The sequence below is a fragment of the Streptomyces sp. NPDC048290 genome, assembly GCF_040652095.1.
In the GTDB taxonomy this organism is placed as follows: Bacteria; Actinomycetota; Actinomycetes; order Streptomycetales; family Streptomycetaceae; genus Streptomyces.
In genome coordinates this window covers 39793-57494 of record NZ_JBEZLM010000037.1, presented here as the reverse complement: position 1 = coordinate 57494, position 17702 = coordinate 39793, and the positions used below count along the sequence as shown (strand labels likewise).

At 73.3% G+C, this 17702-nt stretch carries 20 protein-coding genes and 1 pseudogene; 7 read left to right on the top strand and 14 right to left on the bottom strand.

The genetic code is table 11. The features are described from left to right. Window positions 1-4: 4 nt before the first annotated feature. Window positions 5-1414 (bottom strand): DUF2252 domain-containing protein, encoded by a 1410-nt coding sequence (locus tag AB0D49_RS38805; protein ID WP_362767902.1) that lies wholly within the window; start codon window positions 1412-1414, stop codon window positions 5-7. A gap of 190 nt (window positions 1415-1604) precedes the next feature. Here AB0D49_RS38805 and AB0D49_RS38800 point away from each other — a divergent pair, with 190 nt between their 5' ends. Continuing rightward, the gene (locus AB0D49_RS38800; protein ID WP_362767899.1) at window positions 1605-2096 is read left to right on the top strand and encodes an SHOCT domain-containing protein; all 492 of its coding nucleotides are present in this window, start codon (window positions 1605-1607) and stop codon (window positions 2094-2096) included. A gap of 149 nt (window positions 2097-2245) precedes the next feature. On the opposite strand, the gene AB0D49_RS38795 is transcribed toward AB0D49_RS38800, so the two are convergent. From AB0D49_RS38795 to AB0D49_RS38785, 3 genes are read right to left on the bottom strand one after another with little or no spacing between them, the layout of a single operon-like run. Beyond that, complete coding sequence (locus AB0D49_RS38795) at window positions 2246-3592, bottom strand: dipeptidase (RefSeq protein WP_362767896.1); 1347 nt, start codon at window positions 3590-3592, stop codon at window positions 2246-2248. A gap of 55 nt (window positions 3593-3647) precedes the next feature. Continuing rightward, window positions 3648-4091 (bottom strand): hypothetical protein, encoded by a 444-nt coding sequence (locus AB0D49_RS38790; protein ID WP_362767893.1) that lies wholly within the window; start codon window positions 4089-4091, stop codon window positions 3648-3650. Further along, a complete protein-coding gene (locus tag AB0D49_RS38785; RefSeq protein WP_362767890.1) occupies window positions 4088-5602 on the bottom strand; it encodes an APC family permease in 1515 nt (504 codons plus the stop codon). The genes AB0D49_RS38790 and AB0D49_RS38785 overlap by 4 nt, the downstream gene beginning before the upstream one ends. 180 nt (window positions 5603-5782) lie before the next feature. Between AB0D49_RS38785 and AB0D49_RS38780 the strand changes: the two genes are divergently transcribed. Next, window positions 5783-6187, top strand: a complete 405-nt coding sequence (locus tag AB0D49_RS38780) for a helix-turn-helix transcriptional regulator (protein WP_362767887.1) — start codon at window positions 5783-5785, stop codon at window positions 6185-6187. A 50-nt stretch (window positions 6188-6237) separates the two neighbouring features. Here AB0D49_RS38780 and AB0D49_RS38775 read toward each other — a convergent pair whose 3' ends face one another. The 4 genes from AB0D49_RS38775 to AB0D49_RS38760 form a co-directional block, all read right to left on the bottom strand. Continuing rightward, window positions 6238-7398 carry an NAD-dependent formate dehydrogenase gene (locus AB0D49_RS38775; RefSeq protein WP_362767884.1) on the bottom strand — a complete coding sequence of 387 codons (1161 nt, stop codon included), beginning with the start codon at window positions 7396-7398 and terminating at the stop codon, window positions 6238-6240. 185 nt (window positions 7399-7583) lie between these two features. Continuing rightward, complete coding sequence (locus tag AB0D49_RS38770) at window positions 7584-8522, bottom strand: LysR family transcriptional regulator (RefSeq protein WP_362767881.1); 939 nt, start codon at window positions 8520-8522, stop codon at window positions 7584-7586. A gap of 29 nt (window positions 8523-8551) precedes the next feature. Then, entirely contained in the window at window positions 8552-9151 is a 600-nt protein-coding gene (locus AB0D49_RS38765) for a class I SAM-dependent methyltransferase (protein WP_362767939.1), read from the bottom strand. A gap of 74 nt (window positions 9152-9225) precedes the next feature. After that, window positions 9226-9717: a molybdopterin-dependent oxidoreductase gene (locus AB0D49_RS38760; RefSeq protein ID WP_362767878.1), complete on the bottom strand. Its 492-nt coding sequence runs from the start codon at window positions 9715-9717 to the stop codon at window positions 9226-9228. A gap of 138 nt (window positions 9718-9855) precedes the next feature. On the opposite strand from AB0D49_RS38760, the gene AB0D49_RS38755 reads away from it, so the two are divergent. The 4 genes from AB0D49_RS38755 (at window position 9856) to AB0D49_RS38740 (ending at window position 13275) form a co-directional block, all read left to right on the top strand. Then, window positions 9856-10242, top strand: a complete 387-nt coding sequence (locus AB0D49_RS38755) for a TOBE domain-containing protein (RefSeq protein WP_362767875.1) — start codon at window positions 9856-9858, stop codon at window positions 10240-10242. A 155-nt stretch (window positions 10243-10397) separates the two neighbouring features. Then, window positions 10398-11228 carry a molybdate ABC transporter substrate-binding protein gene (gene modA, locus AB0D49_RS38750; protein WP_362767936.1) on the top strand — a complete coding sequence of 277 codons (831 nt, stop codon included), beginning with the start codon at window positions 10398-10400 and terminating at the stop codon, window positions 11226-11228. After that, window positions 11225-12100, top strand: a complete 876-nt coding sequence (gene modB, locus AB0D49_RS38745; RefSeq protein ID WP_362767872.1) for a molybdate ABC transporter permease subunit — start codon at window positions 11225-11227, stop codon at window positions 12098-12100. The genes modA and modB overlap by 4 nt, the downstream gene beginning before the upstream one ends. Beyond that, entirely contained in the window at window positions 12097-13275 is a 1179-nt protein-coding gene (locus AB0D49_RS38740) for an ABC transporter ATP-binding protein (RefSeq protein ID WP_362767869.1), read from the top strand. The genes modB and AB0D49_RS38740 overlap by 4 nt, the downstream gene beginning before the upstream one ends. A gap of 7 nt (window positions 13276-13282) precedes the next feature. Here AB0D49_RS38740 and AB0D49_RS38735 read toward each other — a convergent pair whose 3' ends face one another. The 6 genes and pseudogenes from AB0D49_RS38735 to AB0D49_RS38710 form a co-directional block, all read right to left on the bottom strand. Beyond that, window positions 13283-13771: a hypothetical protein gene (locus tag AB0D49_RS38735; RefSeq protein ID WP_362767867.1), complete on the bottom strand. Its 489-nt coding sequence runs from the start codon at window positions 13769-13771 to the stop codon at window positions 13283-13285. Next, window positions 13755-14246, bottom strand: a complete 492-nt coding sequence (locus AB0D49_RS38730; RefSeq protein ID WP_362767864.1) for an RNA polymerase sigma factor — start codon at window positions 14244-14246, stop codon at window positions 13755-13757. The genes AB0D49_RS38735 and AB0D49_RS38730 overlap by 17 nt, the downstream gene beginning before the upstream one ends. A 131-nt stretch (window positions 14247-14377) precedes the next feature. Next, a complete protein-coding gene (locus tag AB0D49_RS38725; RefSeq protein WP_362767861.1) occupies window positions 14378-14980 on the bottom strand; it encodes a class F sortase in 603 nt (200 codons plus the stop codon). Window positions 14981-15009: 29 nt separating this feature from the next. Continuing rightward, a pseudogene (locus AB0D49_RS38720) lies at window positions 15010-15279 on the bottom strand (sortase-dependent protein); the annotation flags it as partial. A 211-nt stretch (window positions 15280-15490) separates the two neighbouring features. Next, window positions 15491-16075, bottom strand: a complete 585-nt coding sequence (locus tag AB0D49_RS38715; RefSeq protein ID WP_362767933.1) for a sigma-70 family RNA polymerase sigma factor — start codon at window positions 16073-16075, stop codon at window positions 15491-15493. Between the two features lie 173 nt (window positions 16076-16248). Then, complete coding sequence (locus AB0D49_RS38710) at window positions 16249-16923, bottom strand: hypothetical protein (protein WP_362767858.1); 675 nt, start codon at window positions 16921-16923, stop codon at window positions 16249-16251. 307 nt (window positions 16924-17230) lie between these two features. On the opposite strand from AB0D49_RS38710, the gene AB0D49_RS38705 reads away from it, so the two are divergent. Continuing rightward, window positions 17231-17701, top strand: coding sequence for a hypothetical protein (locus AB0D49_RS38705; protein ID WP_362767855.1), 471 nt, complete (start codon window positions 17231-17233; stop codon window positions 17699-17701). Window position 17702: the final 1 nt, after the last annotated feature.

The following is a 17702-nucleotide window of genomic DNA, read 5'->3' as shown; positions in this document are numbered from 1 at the left end:
GCGCTCAGAGGTGTTCCGCGCGGACCCGGCTCTCCTTCACCGCCGTCCCCAGCTCCGCGAAGTCCTGTTCGTTGCGGTCGGCGTAGGACTGGGCGAACTCGGCGAGGGCCCGGTCGAAGCGGTCGCTGCCGCCCAGGTACGCGCCGATGGCGACGGGGTCGCCGGAGCGGGCGTGGGCGCGGGCCAGGGACGCCCCGCACAGCCGGGCGAACAGGGTGAGCATCGGCGGGTCCATGGTCTCGGGGCGGGCGATGCCCTTCCAGTCCCACAGCTGGCGGACGTAGAAGTCCCGGGGCCGGTCGTCGAGGCCGATCACATGGGTCCAGCCGAGGAAGATGTCACTGGTGGTCTGGATCAGCCGCTGGCCGGTGACCACCCGGTGCCCCTCGTTGTCGTAGCCCTCGCCGGCGGTGTGCTCGGCGAGCACCGACGGGCCCGCCTCCTTGGCCTGGAGCAGCAGCGGGTCGTCGTCGTCCCGGCCGAGCAGCAGCAGGACCCAGCAGCGGGTGCCGACGCTGCCCACGCCGACCACCTTGCGGGCCATGTCGACCAGCCGGTAGTGGCGCAGCAGGTGGCGGCGCTCGGCGGGCAGGGTCCGCGCGTAGCTCCCCAGCAGGCCGCGCAGCTCCTTCTCCCGGCCCTCCTCGGACGGGTCGTCCAGGAGCTGTTCGAGGGGGGTGATCAGGGGCGGGTCGGGGGCGATCCGGCGGCCCTCGCCGGTGACCCGGGTCAGCTTCTCGAACGCCCGCATACTGGTCCGGGTCCGGGCCCGCCGCGCCGCCTGTTCGGTACGGCGCTCGGAGCGCGCGTCGAGCGAGGAGCCGAGGAGTTCGCGTACGGCGTCGGCGTCGTCCTGGGCGTACCAGATGTCCAGGGTGCGCATCCCGGCGAACTCCCGTATCCGGCCCCGGTACTCGGCGACACACGCCTGGACCAGGGCGTGCTGTTCCTTGACCGGGTAGCCGTTGGCGCGGGCGGCGATGGCGAGCCCGGCGGCGAGGCGTTTGACGTCCCATTCGAAGGGGCCGGGGTGGGTCTCGTCGAAGTCGTTGATGTCGAAGACGAGACGGCGTTCCGGGGAGGCCAGCAGCCGGAAGTTCAGCGGGTGGGCGTCACCGCAGAGCTGGACGCCCAGGGCGGTGCTCTCCAGGGCGCCCAGGTCGGCCGCCATGATGGCCGCCGCGCCCCGGTAGAAGCGGAACGGGGACTCCATCATGCGGCCGTAGCGCAGCGGCACCAGTTCCTGGACGCGCTCGGCGGACTGCGCCTCGATCACCGCGATCGGGTCGAACCGGTCCGGGGGCGGGTCGAACCGGGCGTGCGAGCCGCGCGGCACGCGCTCGCGCTCCTGCTTGCCGTACGCCGCCCGCTCGGCGGGGGTGAGGGCGGCGGTGAAGTCGTACGCCGTGGCCATGGCCGACCTCCTGTCTGTCCGTTCCCCCGGTCCTTTTCCCCGGGTCCGTTTCCCCCGGTCCGTTCCCCGTACCTTCCAGCTCACCAGAGGTTTCCCCGGCTCACCAGCGGGGGCCGGGATCACCCTCGGCGGGTGACCCGCGCGGCGCCCGGCGGGCGGACCCTCTACCCGAGGGGGACGGCGAAGAGAGATGAGCGCACCCATGAATCTGGCGTACGACTATCCGCTGCTGAGCGCCTTCTGGACCATGCTCCTGTTCTTCCTGTGGATCATGTGGTTCATCCTGCTCTTCCGGGTCGTCCTGGACATCTTCCGGGACGACCGGCTGAGCGGCTGGGCGAAGGCCGGCTGGCTGGCGTTCTGCATCCTGCTGCCCTTCCTGGGCGTGCTGGTGTACGTGATCGCCCGGGGCCGGAACATGGGCCGCCGGGAGATCGAGCAGGCGAGGGCCCAGCAGGCGCAGTTCGACGACTACATCAAGAAGACGGCGTCCGGTGCCGACGCGGGTGCCAAGAGCAGCGCGGACGAGCTGGCCAAGCTGTCGGAGATCCGCGCCCGGGGCGACATCACGGACGACGAGTTCCGGCGGGCGAAGGAGCTGGTGCTGAGCGGGCACGGCGCGGGCGTGAGCGGCGGCGGCGGGGGTCACGCGGGCGGTACGCCTCCGGCGGCGGGTGGCTGAACGGCCGGGTGAGCGGGGTGGCCCCCGGGCGGTGGAGCGCATCCCGCCCGCCCGGGGGTCGCCCCCTGTCCCACCCGGGGGTCACCCCCCGTCACAGAGGTCACCCCCCGTCACAGAGGTCACCTCCCGTCACAGGGGTCAGCCCCCGCTCACCGCCCCGCGTACTCCCGCAGGAACAGCGCCTCCACCCACGCCATGTGCTGGATCTCCGCCGGGTCCACGCTCTCGTTCGGCGCGTGGATCAGGCATCGCGGTTCCTCCACGCCCATCAGGACGATCTCGGCGTCCGGGTAGGTCCCGGCGAGGACGTTGCACAGCGGGATGGAGCCGCCCTGGCCGAGGTGGGCCATGGGCTTGCCGTAGACCTGGCGCATGGCCCGGTCGAGCGCCGCGTACGCCGGGCCGTCGGTGGCGGCGGCGAACGGGGCGCCGCCGCTCTCCGGTGCCACGGTGACCCGGGCGCCCCAGGGCGCGGCCCGGGTGAGATGGCGGGTGAGGGCGTCCTGGGCGGTGGCGGGGTCCGTGCCGGGCGGGATGCGCAGGCTGACCCGGGCACGGGCGGTGGGCGGGACGGCCGCGGCGGAGCCGACGACGGGCGGGCAGTCGATGCCGAGGACGGTGACGGCGGGGCGCGCCCACAGCCGGTCGGCGACCGTGCCGGTGCCGGTGAGCTGGACGCCGTCCAGGACTCCGGCGTCGGCCCGGAAGCGGTCCTCGTCGTAGCCCGCGCCCTGCCAGGTGCCGTCCGCGTCCAGGCCCCGGACGGTGGTGGCGCCGGTCTTGGGGTCGCGCAGGGTGGACAGGAGCTGGACGAGCGCGGCGAGGGCGTCGGGGGCCGGGCCGCCGAACATCCCGGAGTGGATCTCGCCCGCGAGGGTGTCGACGGTGACGACCACATTGGTCATCCCGCGCAGGGTGGTGGTCACCGTGCCGGTGCCGGCCTCGGCGTTGCCGGTGTCGCAGATCAGCAGGGCGTCCGCGCGCAGCTCGTCCGGGTGCTGGGCGACGTACTGCTCCAGGCCGCCGGTGCCCTGCTCCTCGGAGCCCTCGGCGACGAAGGTGACCCCGACCGGGAGGTCGTCGCCGAGCGCCCGCAGGGCGGTCAGATGCATCACGATGTTGCCCTTGCAGTCGGCGGCCCCGCGTCCGTACCAGCGGCCGTCGCGTTCGGTGAGGGTGAAGGGCGGGCTGTGCCAGGCGTCGTCGTCCAGCGGGGGCTGGACGTCGTAGTGGCAGTAGAGGAGGACGGTGGGGGCGCCCTTGACCGGGGGCGGGCGGTGGGCGAGGACGGCGTGGCTGCCGTCGGGGGTCTCGGCGAGCCGGGCGTCGCCGAGGCCCGCCTCGCGGACCGCGTCGGCGACCCAGCGGGCGGCCTTGCGGCACTCCTGCGGCGGGTACTGGCGGGGGTCGGCGACCGACCTGATGGCGACGAGTTCGGCGAGGTCGCGCTGGGCGCGGGGCATCAGCGCGGCGATCTTCTTCCCCAGGTCGGTCATGGCACCTCCAGCTCGGTCATGACACCCCCGGGCCGGTCCTGCGATCCCGGGGCGCTCATGGCGTCCCCCGTACCGTGTTCTCCGTCTTCAGCTGGGCGATCCGGTCCTCGATCTCGTGCAGTTGGTCGGGGCAGTAGATCTCCAGGATCTTCTCCTCGGCCCGCAGCGCCCGCATGTCGCCGATCACCGGCCGCTGGCCGACGAAGGCGGCCCCGTTGGAGACGTCGATCTTCCACAGGGCGGTGCCGAGGGCGCCGCCGGGGTCGTCGCAGACCGGGCCGCCGTCGGTGCCGAGGGTGCGTTCGATGGTGCCGGTGTCGGGGCGCGGGTATCCGGCCTGGACGGCGGCGTCGGCCAGGGCGTTGGCCTTCTTCGCGGACTCGGAGCCGGTCCTGACGGTCTCGTACTGGACCAGTCCGGCGATCACCAGGGCGATCAGCAGGATGATCGCGCCGAGGTAGATCCAGTGGTGCTGGGAGGAGAACAGGGTGCGTTTCATGCCGTGCCCCCTTCGGCCGGTTCCGCCGCCGCGGCCGTCCGCCAGCTCGGCTTGCGCAGCTTCAGGAAGGTGTACGGGATGACCAGGCCGAGGAGGATCAGCCCACCGCCGATGATCCCGATGTACGCCCAGACGCTGCCGCTGCCGAACTGGGAGGGCGGGACGAAGCCGATGACGAGCGCGGCGATCGAGGCGAGCCAGCCGACCGTGCACAGCAGGGTGAGCGCGGGGACGCGGTAGCCGCGCGGATGGTCGGGCTGAAGGCGGCGCAGCCGGACGGCGGCCACGAACATCAGCAGATAGACGATCAGATAGACCTGGGTGGTGATGGTGGAGAAGATCCAGTAGACGCTGGAGACATTCGGGATCAGCGCGTACAGCAGGGCGATGACGGTGGTGACGATCCCCTGGGTGACCAGGATGTTCTGCTGGATGCCGTGCTTGTTGAGCTGCTGGAGGAACGGCGGGAGGTAGCCCTCGCTGCGGGAGATCTCCAGCAGTCCCTTGGACGGTCCGGCCAGCCAGGTCAGCATCCCGCCGAGCGCGGCGGCGACCAGCATGATCGCGGCGATCGGGGTGAGCCAGCCGACATGGAAGTGGGAGAAGAACGCGTCGAACGCCTGCATCACGCCCGCGGTGAGACTGAGCTGGCTGGCCGGGACGACCCAGCTGATGGCCAGCGCGGGCAGGATGAAGATCAGCAGCACCATGCCCATCGCCAGGAACATCGACTTGGGGTACTCCTTCGCCGGGTTCCTGAGCGAGGACACATGGACCGCGTTCATCTCCATGCCGGAGTACGACAGGAAGTTGTTGACGATCAGCACCAGGCTGGCGAGCCCGGCCCACTGCGGCAGCAGATGGTCGGAGGTCATGGGGGCGGAGGACGGGTTGCCCTGGCCGAGGAAGACCATGCCGAGCACCACCAGGATCGTGCCGGGCACCAGGGTGCCGATGATCAGGCCCCAGCTGGACAGTCCGGCCAGCGCCTTGGTGCCGCGTGAGGAGACCCAGACGCCGGTCCAGTACAGGACCATGATGACGATCGCGGTGTAGAGCCCGTTGGAGGCGAGCGACGGGTCGATGACGTACGCGATGGTGCTGGCGACGAACGCCAGCAGGCTCGGGTAGTAGAAGATCGTCATCGCGAACTGGCACCACACGGCGAGGAATCCGAGGGGTTTGCTCAGGCCCTCGCTGACCCACCGGTAGACGCCGCCGGACCAGCCCGAGGCGAGTTCCGCGGAGACCAGCGCGGTCGGCAGCAGAAACACGATCGCCGGGACCAGATAGAGGAACACGCAGGCCAGTCCGTAGACGGCCATCGTGGGGGCGGCGCGCAGACTGGCCACCGAGGCGGTCGTCATCAGGGCCAGCGTGACCCAGGTGAGGGTGGGCGTGGCCGCCGACCCAGCCGACCCAGCCGACCCAGCCCGGTCCCGTTGCCGTTCCCGCTGCCGTGTCCGGGGTTCCTCGGTGGGCAGTTCGGCGGGGACGTCCATCGAACTCATGCGGTCTCCACGGTCTCCATCACCCCTCGCCCCGGACAGGGGAAAAGGGGTTATTTGCCGGAATTACCGCAATTGTGGGGGTCCGCCGGGTCGCTGTCGCCCGCAGGAGGGAACGTCACCCGACTGGCCCAGCCACGTCAGGTCCCGGACCGGACCCGCCGCTGCCCTATCGTGACCGACATGCACGCCTACACCATCGGTCAGGCCGCCCGGCTGCTCGGCGTCAGCCCGGACACCGCCCGGCGCTGGGCGGACGCGGGCCGGGTCGCCACCCATCGCGACGAGGCCGGACGCCGGTTCATCGACGGCACGGACCTCGCCGCGTTCTCGGTGGAGCTGGCCAAGGCCGGACCCCCCGTCCCGGGCGACGAGGAGACGTCCCGCACCTCCGTGCGCAACGCCTTCCCCGGGATCGTCACCGCGATCAAGCTCGGTGATGTGGCCGCCCAGGTGGAGATCCAGGCCGGACCGCACCGGCTGGTCTCCCTGCTCACCCGGGAGGCGGTGGACGAACTGGGCCTGGAGGTGGGCATGGAGGCCACCGCCCGGGTCAAGTCGACCAATGTGCACATCGACCGGGCCTGACCGGGCCTGACCGGGCCTGACCGGGCCCGTCGGAGCGGTTCTCCGGGCCGCTACTTCGTCACCGAGTAGGAGTGCGCGCCCGTCCCGGCCAGCGCGCCGCCGTCCACGATCAGATACTCGTCGCGGATCGGGCGGCCGGTGAGGAAGGACTCCAGGATCTCCCGGGTGCCCGCCGCGTAACGGGTCTGCGCGGAGAGCGAGGAGCCGGAGATGTGCGGGGTCATACCGTGGTGCGGCATGGTCCGCCAGGAGTGGTCGGCGGGGGCGGGCTGCGGATACCAGACATCACCGGCGTACCCGGCGAGCTGCCCGGACTCCAGGGCCCGCACCACCGCGTCCCGGTCCACGATCAGTCCGCGCGCGGTGTTGATCAGATACGCGCCCCGCTTCATCGTGCCCAGCAGCGCGTCCCCGAACAGGCCCTCGGTCTCCGGGTGCAGGGGCGCGTTGATGGTGATGACATCGCAGTGCGGGGCCATGTCGGCGGTGCTCTCGTGCCAGGTCAGCCCCAGCTCCCGCTCCACCGCCGCAGGCAGCCGGTGCCGGTCGGTGTAGTGCAGCCGTACGTCGAAGGGGGCGAGGCGGCGCAGCACCGCCAGCCCGATCCGCCCGGCGGCGACCGTCCCGACGTGCATCCCCTCCAGGTCGTACGAGCGGGCCACGCAGTCGGCGATGTTCCAGCCGCCGTCCCGCACCACCTGGTGGGACGGGAGGTAGTTGCGCACCAGGGACAGCGTCATCATCACCACATGCTCGGCGACGCTGATGCTGTTGCAGTACGTCACCTCCGCGACCGTCACCCCGTGCGCGATGGCCGCGTCCAGGTCGACATGGTCGGAGCCGATGCCCGCGGTGACCGCCAGCTTCAGGTTCGGGGCGGCGGCGATCCGCTCGGCGGTGAGGTACGCGGGCCAGAACGGCTGGGAGATCACGATGTCCGCGTCGGCCAGCTCCCGGTCGAACACCGAGTCCGGGCCCTCCTTGTCGGAGGTGACGACGAGGGTGTGCCCGGCCTTCTCCAGGAAGCCGCGCAGCCCCAGCTCCCCGGAGACACTGCCCAGCAACTGGCCGGGGGTGAAGTCGACCGCCTCGGGGGTGGGGGCGGTCTGGCCGCCGGGGTAGCGGTCGATCACGGGGAGGTCGTCACGGGCGTACGTCGTCGGATATCCGTCGGTCGGGTCGTCGTACAGGACGCAGAGCACCTTGGCCATGGTCGCGGCTCCTCAACTTCCGTAGCGGTGACTGGCGTTGTGCCAGAAGGGCCTTGCGGGAAGGTGGGTTTCACCATCCTCCGGCACGTTCGCCCAGGTCAAAGCGGACCTTGCTATGCGGGGATAGGCGTCGGCTATGAGGTCCGGTCATGGGGCTCGGGCGGGCTCGGGCTGGCGGGCTCGGGCTACGGGGTCGCGCCGGGGCGCAGATAGCTGTGCAGCATGGCGTCCAGCGCGGTCCGTACGTCCGCCTCGCGGGCCACCGTCAGCAGCGCGCGGGCCAGCACCGACTGGGGTTCGCTGCGGGCGACGACCAGTCCGACCCGTGGGCCGTGCGCGGGACCCTGGAGCGGTACGACCCGCATCCCGTCCGGCACCCCGAACAGATGCAGCCAGGCGTGCGAGACCACGCTCGACCAACGGCCGCCCGGCAGATGGGCGTAGAGCCCGGCCACGCTGTCCGACTCGATGGCGGGCGCGGCCACGGCCCCGTCGGCGGCGAAGCACTCGTCGATGATCCGCCGGTTGCGCATCCTCGGGGACAGCAGGCACAGCGGCAGCGCGGCGGCCTGCGACCAGCGGGCCGAGTCCAGCGTGCCGAGCGGGCCGCCGACCGGGGTGAGCAGCATGTACCGCTCCTCGTACAGCGGCAGACCGCTGACCCGGCGCAGGGCGTCGTCGTCGAGATAGGTCATCGCCGCGTCGAGTTCGAACTCCGCGAGCCCGTGCCGGATCTCCGCCGACGACAGCGACTCCACCCGCACCCCGGCGTTCGGATGCCGGTCGCAGAACGGGGTGGTGAGCAGCGACGCCACGGGCAGCGCGGTCGGTACGACGCCCAGCCGCAGGGTGCCGGTCAGTCCACCGCGCAGCGCCGACAGCTCCTGGCGCAGGGCGTGCCGCTCGGCCAGCATCCGGTGCGCCCAGGCGAGCACCACCTCGCCCTCCGGGGTGAGTCCCTCGTAGCGGCGGCTGCCGCGCCGGACCAGGGGCACGCCCAGTTCGTGTTCGAGCCGGCGGATCGCGGCGGACAGGGAGGGCTGGGAGACATAGCAGGCGGCTGCCGCGCGGGCGAAGTGCCGTTCCCTGGCGAGCGCGACGAGGTACTCCAGCTGACGCAGCACGGGTCGACGGCTCCTCGGGTCGCGCCGGGTCAGCCGCCGCGGACGGCCCGGCTCAGGAAGTGGTGCGGGGCGTCCTCGTAGTGGACCGGACGCCAGCCCGCCGCCGCCAGCGCCGGGTACAGGTTGTCCCGGGCCAGCGGGTCCGCCGGGTCCAGGGGGCGGCCGTGGCGGGCGGCCCGTTCGGCGCGGCCGGAGGGGTGGAACAGCAGCAGCACCCCGCCGGGGGCGGTGACCCGGGCCCACTCCCGCAGCGCGGCGGGCGGGTCGGGTACGTGGTCGACCAGCCCGGCGCTGAAGACGCCGTCCACCGCGCCGGGCGCCAGCGGCAGCCGGCAGGCGTCCGCCAGCAGCAGCCGGGCCAGCGTCTGGCGGCCCTCGTGGACGGTGGCGGCGAGCATCGCCGGGGTGACATCGACGCCGAGGACCGTTCCGGCGGGCCCGACCCCGGCGCGCAGCGCGGGCAGCGCACGGCCGCTGCCGCAGCCCACGTCCAGCGCCCGCTGCCCGGGACGCAGTCCCATCCGGGCGACGGCCGCCGCGTACCGGGGGCCGTCGGCGGCGAACCGGGCCTCCCAGTCGGCGGCGCGGGCGGTGAAGAAGGCCCGGGTCGCCAAGTGCGCGGCGGGCAGCGGGGGCGGGGTCTTCGGGGGTGTCGGGGGCGGGGTGGTCGGGGTGGTCGGGGGCGGTGTCGTCGGGGGCGGGGTCACCAGGTGTCGGCCCTCCTCGGGTAGCCGCCGTCCACATGGACGGTCTCGATGCCGCTGATGTGCCGGGCGCCGCAGCGGTCCTGGGGCAGCACGAGCTGGGGTCCGACCCGGTCCAGGGCGTGGCCGTCGAGGGTGACGCCGAGCAGCACCGGGGCGCGGCCGAAGTCGGGGTCGATCTCCGCCCAGCTGAGCAGCGCGTGATGGCCGTCGGCGCCGCGTACGGCGATCAGGAAGCGCAGCCGGTCCTTGCGGCGGACGGGGTCGAAGGCCGGGCGGGCGTCGCTGAGCACCTGGTGCAGCAGCGGGCCGGTGAAGCGGTGGTGCTGGACGCCGCTGGTGGCGCACTCGAAGGCGACCTCGGCCCGGTGCTGGGGCCAGTCGAGCAGATCGGGCACCGTCAGCCGGGCCGGGCGGGCCAGATCGCCGGTGAGCGTGAGTTCGGCGAGCGGACGGGCGGCCGGACCGGTGGCTGCGAGGGACTGACTCACGGGCTACCACCTCCCGGTTGACGGTACCCGGACCAGCCGTCCGTACAAACGCACATGCGAGGCATATCGAGAAGTGATTTGGCTCATGCGATGCGACAGAAGACTTTTCCCTAGCAAGTGCGTCAGTATCATCGGGACATGCACACCTATCGGATCGGGACCGCCGCCGCCCTGCTGGGCGTCAGCGTGGACACCGTGCGGCGACTGGTGGACGGCGGCAAACTCACCGCCGAACGCGATGAGCTGGGCCATCGGATCATCCCGGGGCCGTCTCTCGCGGCCTATGCGCGCGCCGCCCGGCGCTCGGAGCAGGAGTCGGCCGGTTCCTCGGCCCGCAACCGGCTGTCCGGCATCGTCACCGAGGTGCTCCTCGGCGATGTGTCGGCGCAGGTGGAGATACAGGCCGGGCCGTTCCGGGTGGTGGCGATGGTCAGCCGTGAGTCGGCGGAGGAACTGTCGCTGGAGCCGGGCGTACCGGCGGTCGCGGTGATCAAGTCGACCAATGTGGTCGTCGAGCGGCCGTAGACCGGTCGGCCGCGTAGGCGGGCCGAGCTGGTGGGCCGGGCCGGTGGGCCGGAGAGGTCGGCTCCACCGGTCCTCCGGGCTGGTGGGCATGACAGAGGATCAGGTCGCGAGACCTGCGGACGCGTCCGTCCAGGACGAGAGGGAGTAGCCCCGTGATAACCCGTTTCGCGCACCCGACCCGGCGGTCACTGCGGCTGGCGGGCGTCGGCGCCGCCGCCGTGCTCACGCTCAGCGCCTGCTCGGACTCGTCCGGCTCCGACTCGGCGGCGGACTCCTCCGCAAGCCCCTCGGGCTCCGCCTCCGCCGGGCTGTCCGGCGACGTCACCGTGTTCGCGGCGGCCTCGCTCCAGGAGAGCTTCGAGGAACTCGGCCGCCAGTTCGAGCAGGCCCACCCGGGCACCACGGTCACCTTCAACTTCGCGGGCAGCGACGCCCTCGCGGCCAGCATCACCGAGGGCGCGCCCGCCGATGTGTTCGCCTCGGCCAGCCCCCGCACCATGAAGATCGTCACGGACGCCGGGGACGCGGAGGGCACACCCGCCACCTTCGCCCGCAACCAGCTGGAGATCGCCACCCTGCCGGGCAACCCGGAGAACATCGACTCCCTCGACGACCTCACCGACCCCGACCTCCAGGTCGTGCTGTGCGACGAGGCCGTGCCCTGCGGCTCCGCCGCGGCGACCGCGCTGGAGGCCGCCGACCTGGAGCTGACCCCCGTCTCCTACGAGGAGGACGTGCGGGCCGCGCTGAACCGGGTGGTGCTGCGCGAGGCGGACGCGGCGCTCGTCTACCAGACCGATGTACGGGCGGCCGGGGACGACGTGGAGGGCGTGGACTTCCCGGAGGCCGCCGACGCCATCAACGACTATCCGATCGCCCTGCTGGGCGAGGCGCCCAACCCGGACGCCGCCGCGGCCTTCATCGAGCTGGTGCGGTCCGCCGAGGGACAGCAGGTGCTGACCGGGGCCGGGTTCCTCCAGCCGTGACCTCCCCTTCCCCGGGCAAGGCGAGCGCCGCGGACACCGTCACCGGTGGCCCGCGGCGCCGCCGCGTCGGCACCCGGCGCCGGGGCAAGGCCGCCGGGACCGTACCCCTCGCGCTGCTGCTGCCCGCCCTGGTCGCCCTGGCGTTCCTGGTCGTCCCGCTGATCGCGCTGCTGATCCGGGCGCCCTGGCAGAGCATGCCGGAGCTGCTGAGCAGTACGGAGGTCTGGCAGGCGCTCAGGCTGTCGCTGCTCTGCGCGACCCTGGCCACCCTGATCTGTCTGCTGTTCGGGGTGCCGCTGGCGTGGCTGCTGGCCCGGGTCGACTTCCCCGGCCGGGGCTTCGTCCGGGCGCTGGTCACCCTGCCGCTGGTGCTGCCGCCGGTGGTCGGCGGTGTCGCCCTGCTGATGGCGCTGGGCCGCAACGGGGTGGTGGGCCGCCATCTGGACGCCTGGTTCGGGGTGACCCTGCCGTTCACCACCACCGGCGTGGTGATCGCGGAGGCGTTCGTGGCGATGCCGTTCCTGGTGATCAGTGTGGAGGGCACCCTGCGCGCCGCCGACCAGCGCTACGAGGAGGCCGCGACGACCCTCGGGGCGTCCCGCTTCACCGCGTTCCGCCGGGTGACGCTGCCGCTGATCGCGCCCGGGGTCGCGGCGGGCGCGGTCCTCGCCTGGGCCCGCGCGCTCGGCGAGTTCGGCGCGACCATCACCTTCGCCGGGAACTTCCCGGGCCGTACGCAGACCATGCCGCTGGCCGTCTACCTCGCCCTCCAGAGCGACCCGGAGGCGGCCATCGCCCTCAGTCTGGTGCTGCTCGCCGTGTCCATCGCGGTCCTGGCCGGACTGCGCGACCGCTGGATGGCCCCGTCATGACCGACCCCCGCGCACAGCCCACGGCCGGTACGGAAGCCGACCTCCACGGACGGCCCGCCGCCGGTACGGAAACCGGTCGCCGCGCACGATCCACCGCCGGTACGGAAGCCGACCCCCGCGAACAGACGGCACCCGGTACGGGACTTGACGCCCGGCTGGTGGTGGAGCGCGGCTCCTTCCGGCTGGACGTGACCCTCACCGCCCGGCCCGGGGACGTGGTCGCGCTGCTCGGCCCGAACGGCGCCGGGAAGACCACCGCCCTGCGCGCGCTCGCCGGGCTCGTCCCGCTCAGCGACGGCCATCTGCGGCTGGACGGCCGGGAACTGGACCGTACGCCCCCGGAGGCCCGCCCGGTCGGCGTGGTCTTCCAGGACTATCTGCTGTTCCCGCATCTGAGCGCGCTGGACAATGTGGCGTTCGGCCCGCGCTGCCACGGCACCGGCAAGGCCGAGGCCCGCGCCCAGGCCGCCGAGTGGCTGGCCCGGATGGACCTCACCGCGCACAGCGCCAAGAAGCCCCGCAAGCTGTCCGGCGGCCAGGCCCAGCGGGTCGCGCTGGCCCGCGCCCTGGCCACCCACCCCCGGCTGCTGCTCCTGGACGAGCCGCTGGCCGCGCTGGACGCCCGTACCCGGCTCGACGTCCGGGCCCAGTTGCGGGGCCATCTCGCCGACTTCGAGGCGGTCGCCGTACTGGTCACGCATGATCCGCTGGACGCGATGGTGCTGGCGGACCATCTGGTGGTGATCGAGGACGGCGGGATCGTCCAGGAGGGCGCCCCCACCGACATCGCCCGCCGCCCGCGCACCGACTACATCGCCCATCTGGTCGGCCTCAACCTCTACCGGGGCACGGCCGGGGGGCACACGGTCCGGATCGCCGACGGTCCCGAGATCACCACCTCCGAGGAGCTGACCGGCCCGGTCTTCGTGGCGTTCCCGCCGACCGCCGTCACCCTGCACCGCACCCGCCCGACCGGCGCGAGCGCCCGTAACCTCTGGCACTGCGCGGTGGCCGGGATGGAGACCCACGGCGACCAGTTCCGGGCGGCGCTGACCGGCGAACTGTCGGTACTGGCCGACCTCACCACGGTCGCGGCGGCGGAGCTGGACCTGCGGCCGGGGGTCGAGGTGTGGGCGTCGGTGAAGGCGGCGCAGACCCACGCGTATCCGGCCTGAGGGTCCCTTATTCCTGGATGGGAACGGTGGGCGTGGGACTCGGCCGCCCGGTGACGGGCGCCGAGCCCAGCGGGGTCCTGCGGCTGTCGGGGGTGACGGCGTCGTCCGACGGCCGCAAGGTGGACGACGGCGACACATGGCCGGGGTCGGAGGGGTCGACGGGATCGGAGGGGCTGGACGCCGAGGGCGTCGGGTACGGCGTCGGTTCCGGCGCTCCCGTGGGCGTGGGCCCCGGCGCCAGGGGGACGGTCGGCTGCTGCCGGGGTCCCTCGGGGACCGAGCCGCGCACCACCGGCAGGGCGATCAGCACCGCGACCGCGCCCGCCAGTCCCGCACCGGCGGCGGTCCGCAGCAGCCTGCGGCGGGCGGCGGTCCGCCGGATCGCCTCGTAGCGGCCGGGCGGCACGGCGAGCCGGTCCCCGGCGGCGGGACGCAGGATCACGGCGAGCGGGTCGTCCTCGCCGGATCCGGGTCCCGGGTCAAGGCGTGTGGTCAAGGCTTCTCCTCAGATGGACGCGGAGCAGTTCGCGGGCCGCGTGCAGATCGGCCTTGACGGTCCCTTCCTTGCGGCCGGTCAGCGCGGAGACCTCCCGGATCGGCATGTCGGCGTAGTAGTGCAGCAGGATCGGCACCCGCAGCCGCTCCGGCAGCGACTGCACCAGCATCCGCACCGAGGGGTCGGCCGGTTCGGTGTGCGGACGGACCGCCGCCTCGTGCCCGGCCCGGCGGATCGCCCGCCGCTCCCGCTCCAGTCTGCGCCAGTGGTCCCGGACCAGGTTCGCGGCGGTGACATAGACGAAACCGCGGGGCTCCTCGACCTTGGTCCAGCGGGCCCAGAGCCGGGTGAACGCCTCCGACGCGATCTCGTGCGCCGTCTCGTCGTCGTCCACGAGACGGCGGCACCAGCCGGCCAGACGCGGGTAGAGGACGGCGAACAGCTCCGACGCCGCGCTCTCACGGGACCGTTTCAACGTTCTCCAAGGTCGTGGGGGGTGGATCTGCGCCGGGTCGTGCTGGGTCTTGCCGGTCTTCGCGGAGCAAGAGGCGGGACCGGTGCCGGGCGTTCCCTCCGGCGGCGCCGGTCCCGCCCCCGGGGTCCGCGTCAGGCGTCGGCGCGCGCGGCGAAGACGATCACGTTGTCCCGGTACTCGTCGTCGCCGGTACGGGGCCCACCGCAGGTGATGAGCCGCAGCTCGGGCCGGTCCACGTCGCCGTACACGGCGTCCGTCGGGAAGTCGGCCTTGCGGACCGTGCGCAGGGAGGTGACGGCGAACTCGGCCTCGGTGCCGTCGCCGAGCCGGGCCTTGACGGTGTCACCGCGGCGCAGCCTGCCGAGGTCGCGGAAGACGCCGTCGCCGAACTCACCGACCGTGACATGCCCGAGGATGACGGAGGGGCCCAGCTCGCCCGGCACCGGGGAGTGCCCGTACCAGCCCGCCCGGTCGTGCTCGGTGACCGGCGGCACCTCGATGGTCCCGTCGGCCGCGAGACCGAGCCGGATGACCGGGGTGTCGACCTCGATCGCCGGGATGGTCAGCCGGACGGGGACCGAACGGCCGGACCCGCCGCCGGACTTCGCCGGGCCGCCGTCCGCCGCCGCACGCTCCGGCTCGTCGTCCCCGCCTCCGCACCCGGCGAGCAGGGTGGCGGTGGTGGCGGTGGCCGCGAGGGTGAACGCGCGCCGGGACAGCAGTGCCGAGGTCATGCCCCGGAGCCCGGACCGTCCACGGCGAACACACCGGTGTCGGGGGCGCCGCTGGGCACCACGGAGACCTGGCCGTCCCGGGTGGGGGCGTCGGCCGGGAGGGTGGGCGACGGGACCGGCGTGGCACGGTCGGTGGGCGCGACGGTCGGCGTCGGCTCCGCGGCGTCGCTCGGCGCGACGGAGACGGTGGGGGTGGGGGTGGGGGTCGCCGGGCTGGGGTCGGTGGCGAAGGCGGGGGCGGCACCCGCGAGGACGGCGGTGCACAGCAGTGCCACGGCACTGAGGACGGTACGGCGCATCAGGTCGCTCTCTTTCATCGGACGTCATCGGACGTCATCGGACGTCATCGGACGTCACCGTCGCGGCCGGTGGGACGCGGACGGGACGGTGCCGACGGATCGAGCGGAGAGACGAGCCGGAAGCGGGACGGGTTGTAAAGAGATGGCAAAGCCGGTGCCTTGTACCGGCGGAGGGGTGCCCCGCCGGTACAGGGCACACCCCTCCCGTCCCTCAGGCCGCGTGGTCCAACTGGGCCGTCAGCGTGGCGCGGGCGCGGGCCACCCGGGACCGGACCGTGCCGACGGGGCAGTCGCTGACCTCGGCGGCCTCCGCGTACGGCAGTCCGAGGAGCTGGGTGAGGACGAACGCCTCCCGGCGCTCCGGCGGCAGCGCTGCCACCAGGTCGAGCAGCGCGACCCCGTCGTCGAAGCCGGGCAGCCCGCGCGGCTGGGCGAGTTCGACGGCGAGCTGCCAGTCGGCGGTGTCGGACGGCCGGGGCCGGGCGGCGGCGTACCGGTAGCTGTCGATCACGGCCCGCCGGGCGATGGACAGCAGCCAGGCACGTGCCGAGGACCGCCCCTCGAACCGGTGCAGACTGCCGAGCGCGCGCAGAAAGGTGTCCTGCGCGAGATCGTCGACGGCCTGCGGATCGGCGCACAGATGGGCGACATAGCGCAGCACATCGCGGTGCAGGGCGCGGACGAACCGTTCGACGGCGAGCGCGTCACCGCCCCGGGCGGCGAGCGCGAGGGCGGTCGTCACATCGTCCAGAGCGGGCTGCGCGGCTCTGTCGCGGGGGGCCTCGGTGTGGGTGATCACCAGTGGTTCCTTCAGGGTGGACCGGACACCGGGCCGTCGGAACGCGCGAGCGCGGACGGTCCGGTGCCACGGTGAGCAGGCGGGGAGCGCCGTACGGCCCGGAGAGACCACGGGCGTACGGCGGTGACCCGGGGCGGCGCGGACGGCGGCCCCGGGCGAACCGGCTGTCGTCAGACGACAGCGGTCCCCGCGGGCGGTCCCCTGGAGGTGATCGCGTGGGCGAGCAGCGGTGCGCGCGGGTCGTCGCCGGTGTCCCGGCGCCGGGCCGGACCGGACGGCGGCGCCCCGGCCGCGAGCGGCACCGCCGCGAACAGCAGCCGCAGCGGAGCGGCGAGCCATCCGGCGACGGTCCGCAGGATGCGGAAGGCGGCCCGTTCGCCGAAGGCCAGCCACAGCCCGCTGAGCAGGGCGGCGAGCAGGTGGGCGGCGTACATGCCGAGCGAGGAGGTGTCGGCGGCGTGCCCGTGCCCCATGTCAGCCATCCCGGCCATACCGGTCATGCCGCCCATGCCATCCATGTGGCTCATATGGGTCATGGAGGGCATGGAGGGCATGGAAGGCATGTGGTTGAGGGGGTCGGGAGCGGCGGTGGCGGACTGGGCCAGGGTGAACGCGGAGTGCAGCAGGGTCTGGGCCAGCACGGCGACGGCGATGACCAGCCCGGGGCCGCGCTCCCGTCCGGCGAGGCACCACCCGGCGCCACCGGTCGCCGCGAACCCGGCGGCGAGCGTCCAGCCGGGCACCTGGCTGCCGGACATCAGCACATGGCCCACGGCGGCGAGCAGCACACAGACGGCCGCGAACAACGCGGCCCTCGTCGTGCGCGAACACCACCCTGCGGCCATGGCGCCTCATCCTCGCATCCGCGTCCGGGCGTCGGACGAAGGGCGTCCCCGAATACGGACGGCACTCCTCCGGCGCTCGATCCCACGCACGTGATCCACCACACGTCTGCCCACTGGGGAGGGTAGGGAATCCCGCCGTCCGGGAAAAGGTCTAGACCGAAAGGAAATCGTCCGGCCGTGCGAACGGGCCGTGTCGTAGCCTCCCCGGTCCCCCGCTCGTTGGCCAAGCGGCGCGGGGCGAACCGCCGGAACGAGCCATCCGCCCCCGCCGGTTGGTCCGACGGTCGACCTGGTCGAGAGGCGCGCAATGAGCGAGACGGACGTTTCCACGGCAGCGGCGACGACGACGCCGTCCCCCCGCGAGTGGGTGTACAGCGCCCCCGCGTCCGGTCTGCGCCCCGGGGACCACGCCCTGCTGCACGGCCGCCCCGCCCGGATCGTCACGGTCACGGTCGACCGGGACACCGTCCGCCTCACCGGCGTCGATCTGTTCACCCGGGAGGCCCGTGAGACCCGGTGCGGCCGGGACGCGTCCGTCGAGGTGCCCGTCGTCACCCGCACCCAGTATCTGCTGCGGGACATCACCGACGGGCGGCTCTCGCTGCTGGTGGAGACCACGGGCGAGACCCGCCAGGAGATCCCGCTGCCCGACGGACCACTGGGCACGGAGATCGCCGCCGCCTTCACGGCGGGCAGCGCGCTGTACGTCACGGTCACGGCGGCGATGGGCCGGGAAGCGGCATCGGGCTGCCGCGCGGCCCGACCGAAAGCCCCGTAAA

Bases quoted from the DNA above. Each gene is read 5' to 3' on its own strand.
- AB0D49_RS38805 (WP_362767902.1), bottom strand. From the start codon at position 1,414: ATGGCCACGGCGTACGACTTCACCGCCGCCCTCACCCCCGCCGAGCGG.
- AB0D49_RS38800 (WP_362767899.1), top strand. From the start codon at position 1,605: ATGAGCGCACCCATGAATCTGGCGTACGACTATCCGCTGCTGAGCGCC.
- AB0D49_RS38795 (WP_362767896.1), bottom strand. From the start codon at position 3,592: ATGACCGACCTGGGGAAGAAGATCGCCGCGCTGATGCCCCGCGCCCAG.
- AB0D49_RS38790 (WP_362767893.1), bottom strand. From the start codon at position 4,091: ATGAAACGCACCCTGTTCTCCTCCCAGCACCACTGGATCTACCTCGGC.
- AB0D49_RS38785 (WP_362767890.1), bottom strand. From the start codon at position 5,602: ATGAGTTCGATGGACGTCCCCGCCGAACTGCCCACCGAGGAACCCCGG.
- AB0D49_RS38780 (WP_362767887.1), top strand. From the start codon at position 5,783: ATGCACGCCTACACCATCGGTCAGGCCGCCCGGCTGCTCGGCGTCAGC.
- AB0D49_RS38775 (WP_362767884.1), bottom strand. From the start codon at position 7,398: ATGGCCAAGGTGCTCTGCGTCCTGTACGACGACCCGACCGACGGATAT.
- AB0D49_RS38755 (WP_362767875.1), top strand. From the start codon at position 9,856: ATGCACACCTATCGGATCGGGACCGCCGCCGCCCTGCTGGGCGTCAGC.
- AB0D49_RS38740 (WP_362767869.1), top strand. From the start codon at position 12,097: ATGACCGACCCCCGCGCACAGCCCACGGCCGGTACGGAAGCCGACCTC.
- AB0D49_RS38725 (WP_362767861.1), bottom strand. From the start codon at position 14,980: ATGACCTCGGCACTGCTGTCCCGGCGCGCGTTCACCCTCGCGGCCACC.
- AB0D49_RS38710 (WP_362767858.1), bottom strand. From the start codon at position 16,923: ATGGCCGCAGGGTGGTGTTCGCGCACGACGAGGGCCGCGTTGTTCGCG.
- AB0D49_RS38705 (WP_362767855.1), top strand. From the start codon at position 17,231: ATGAGCGAGACGGACGTTTCCACGGCAGCGGCGACGACGACGCCGTCC.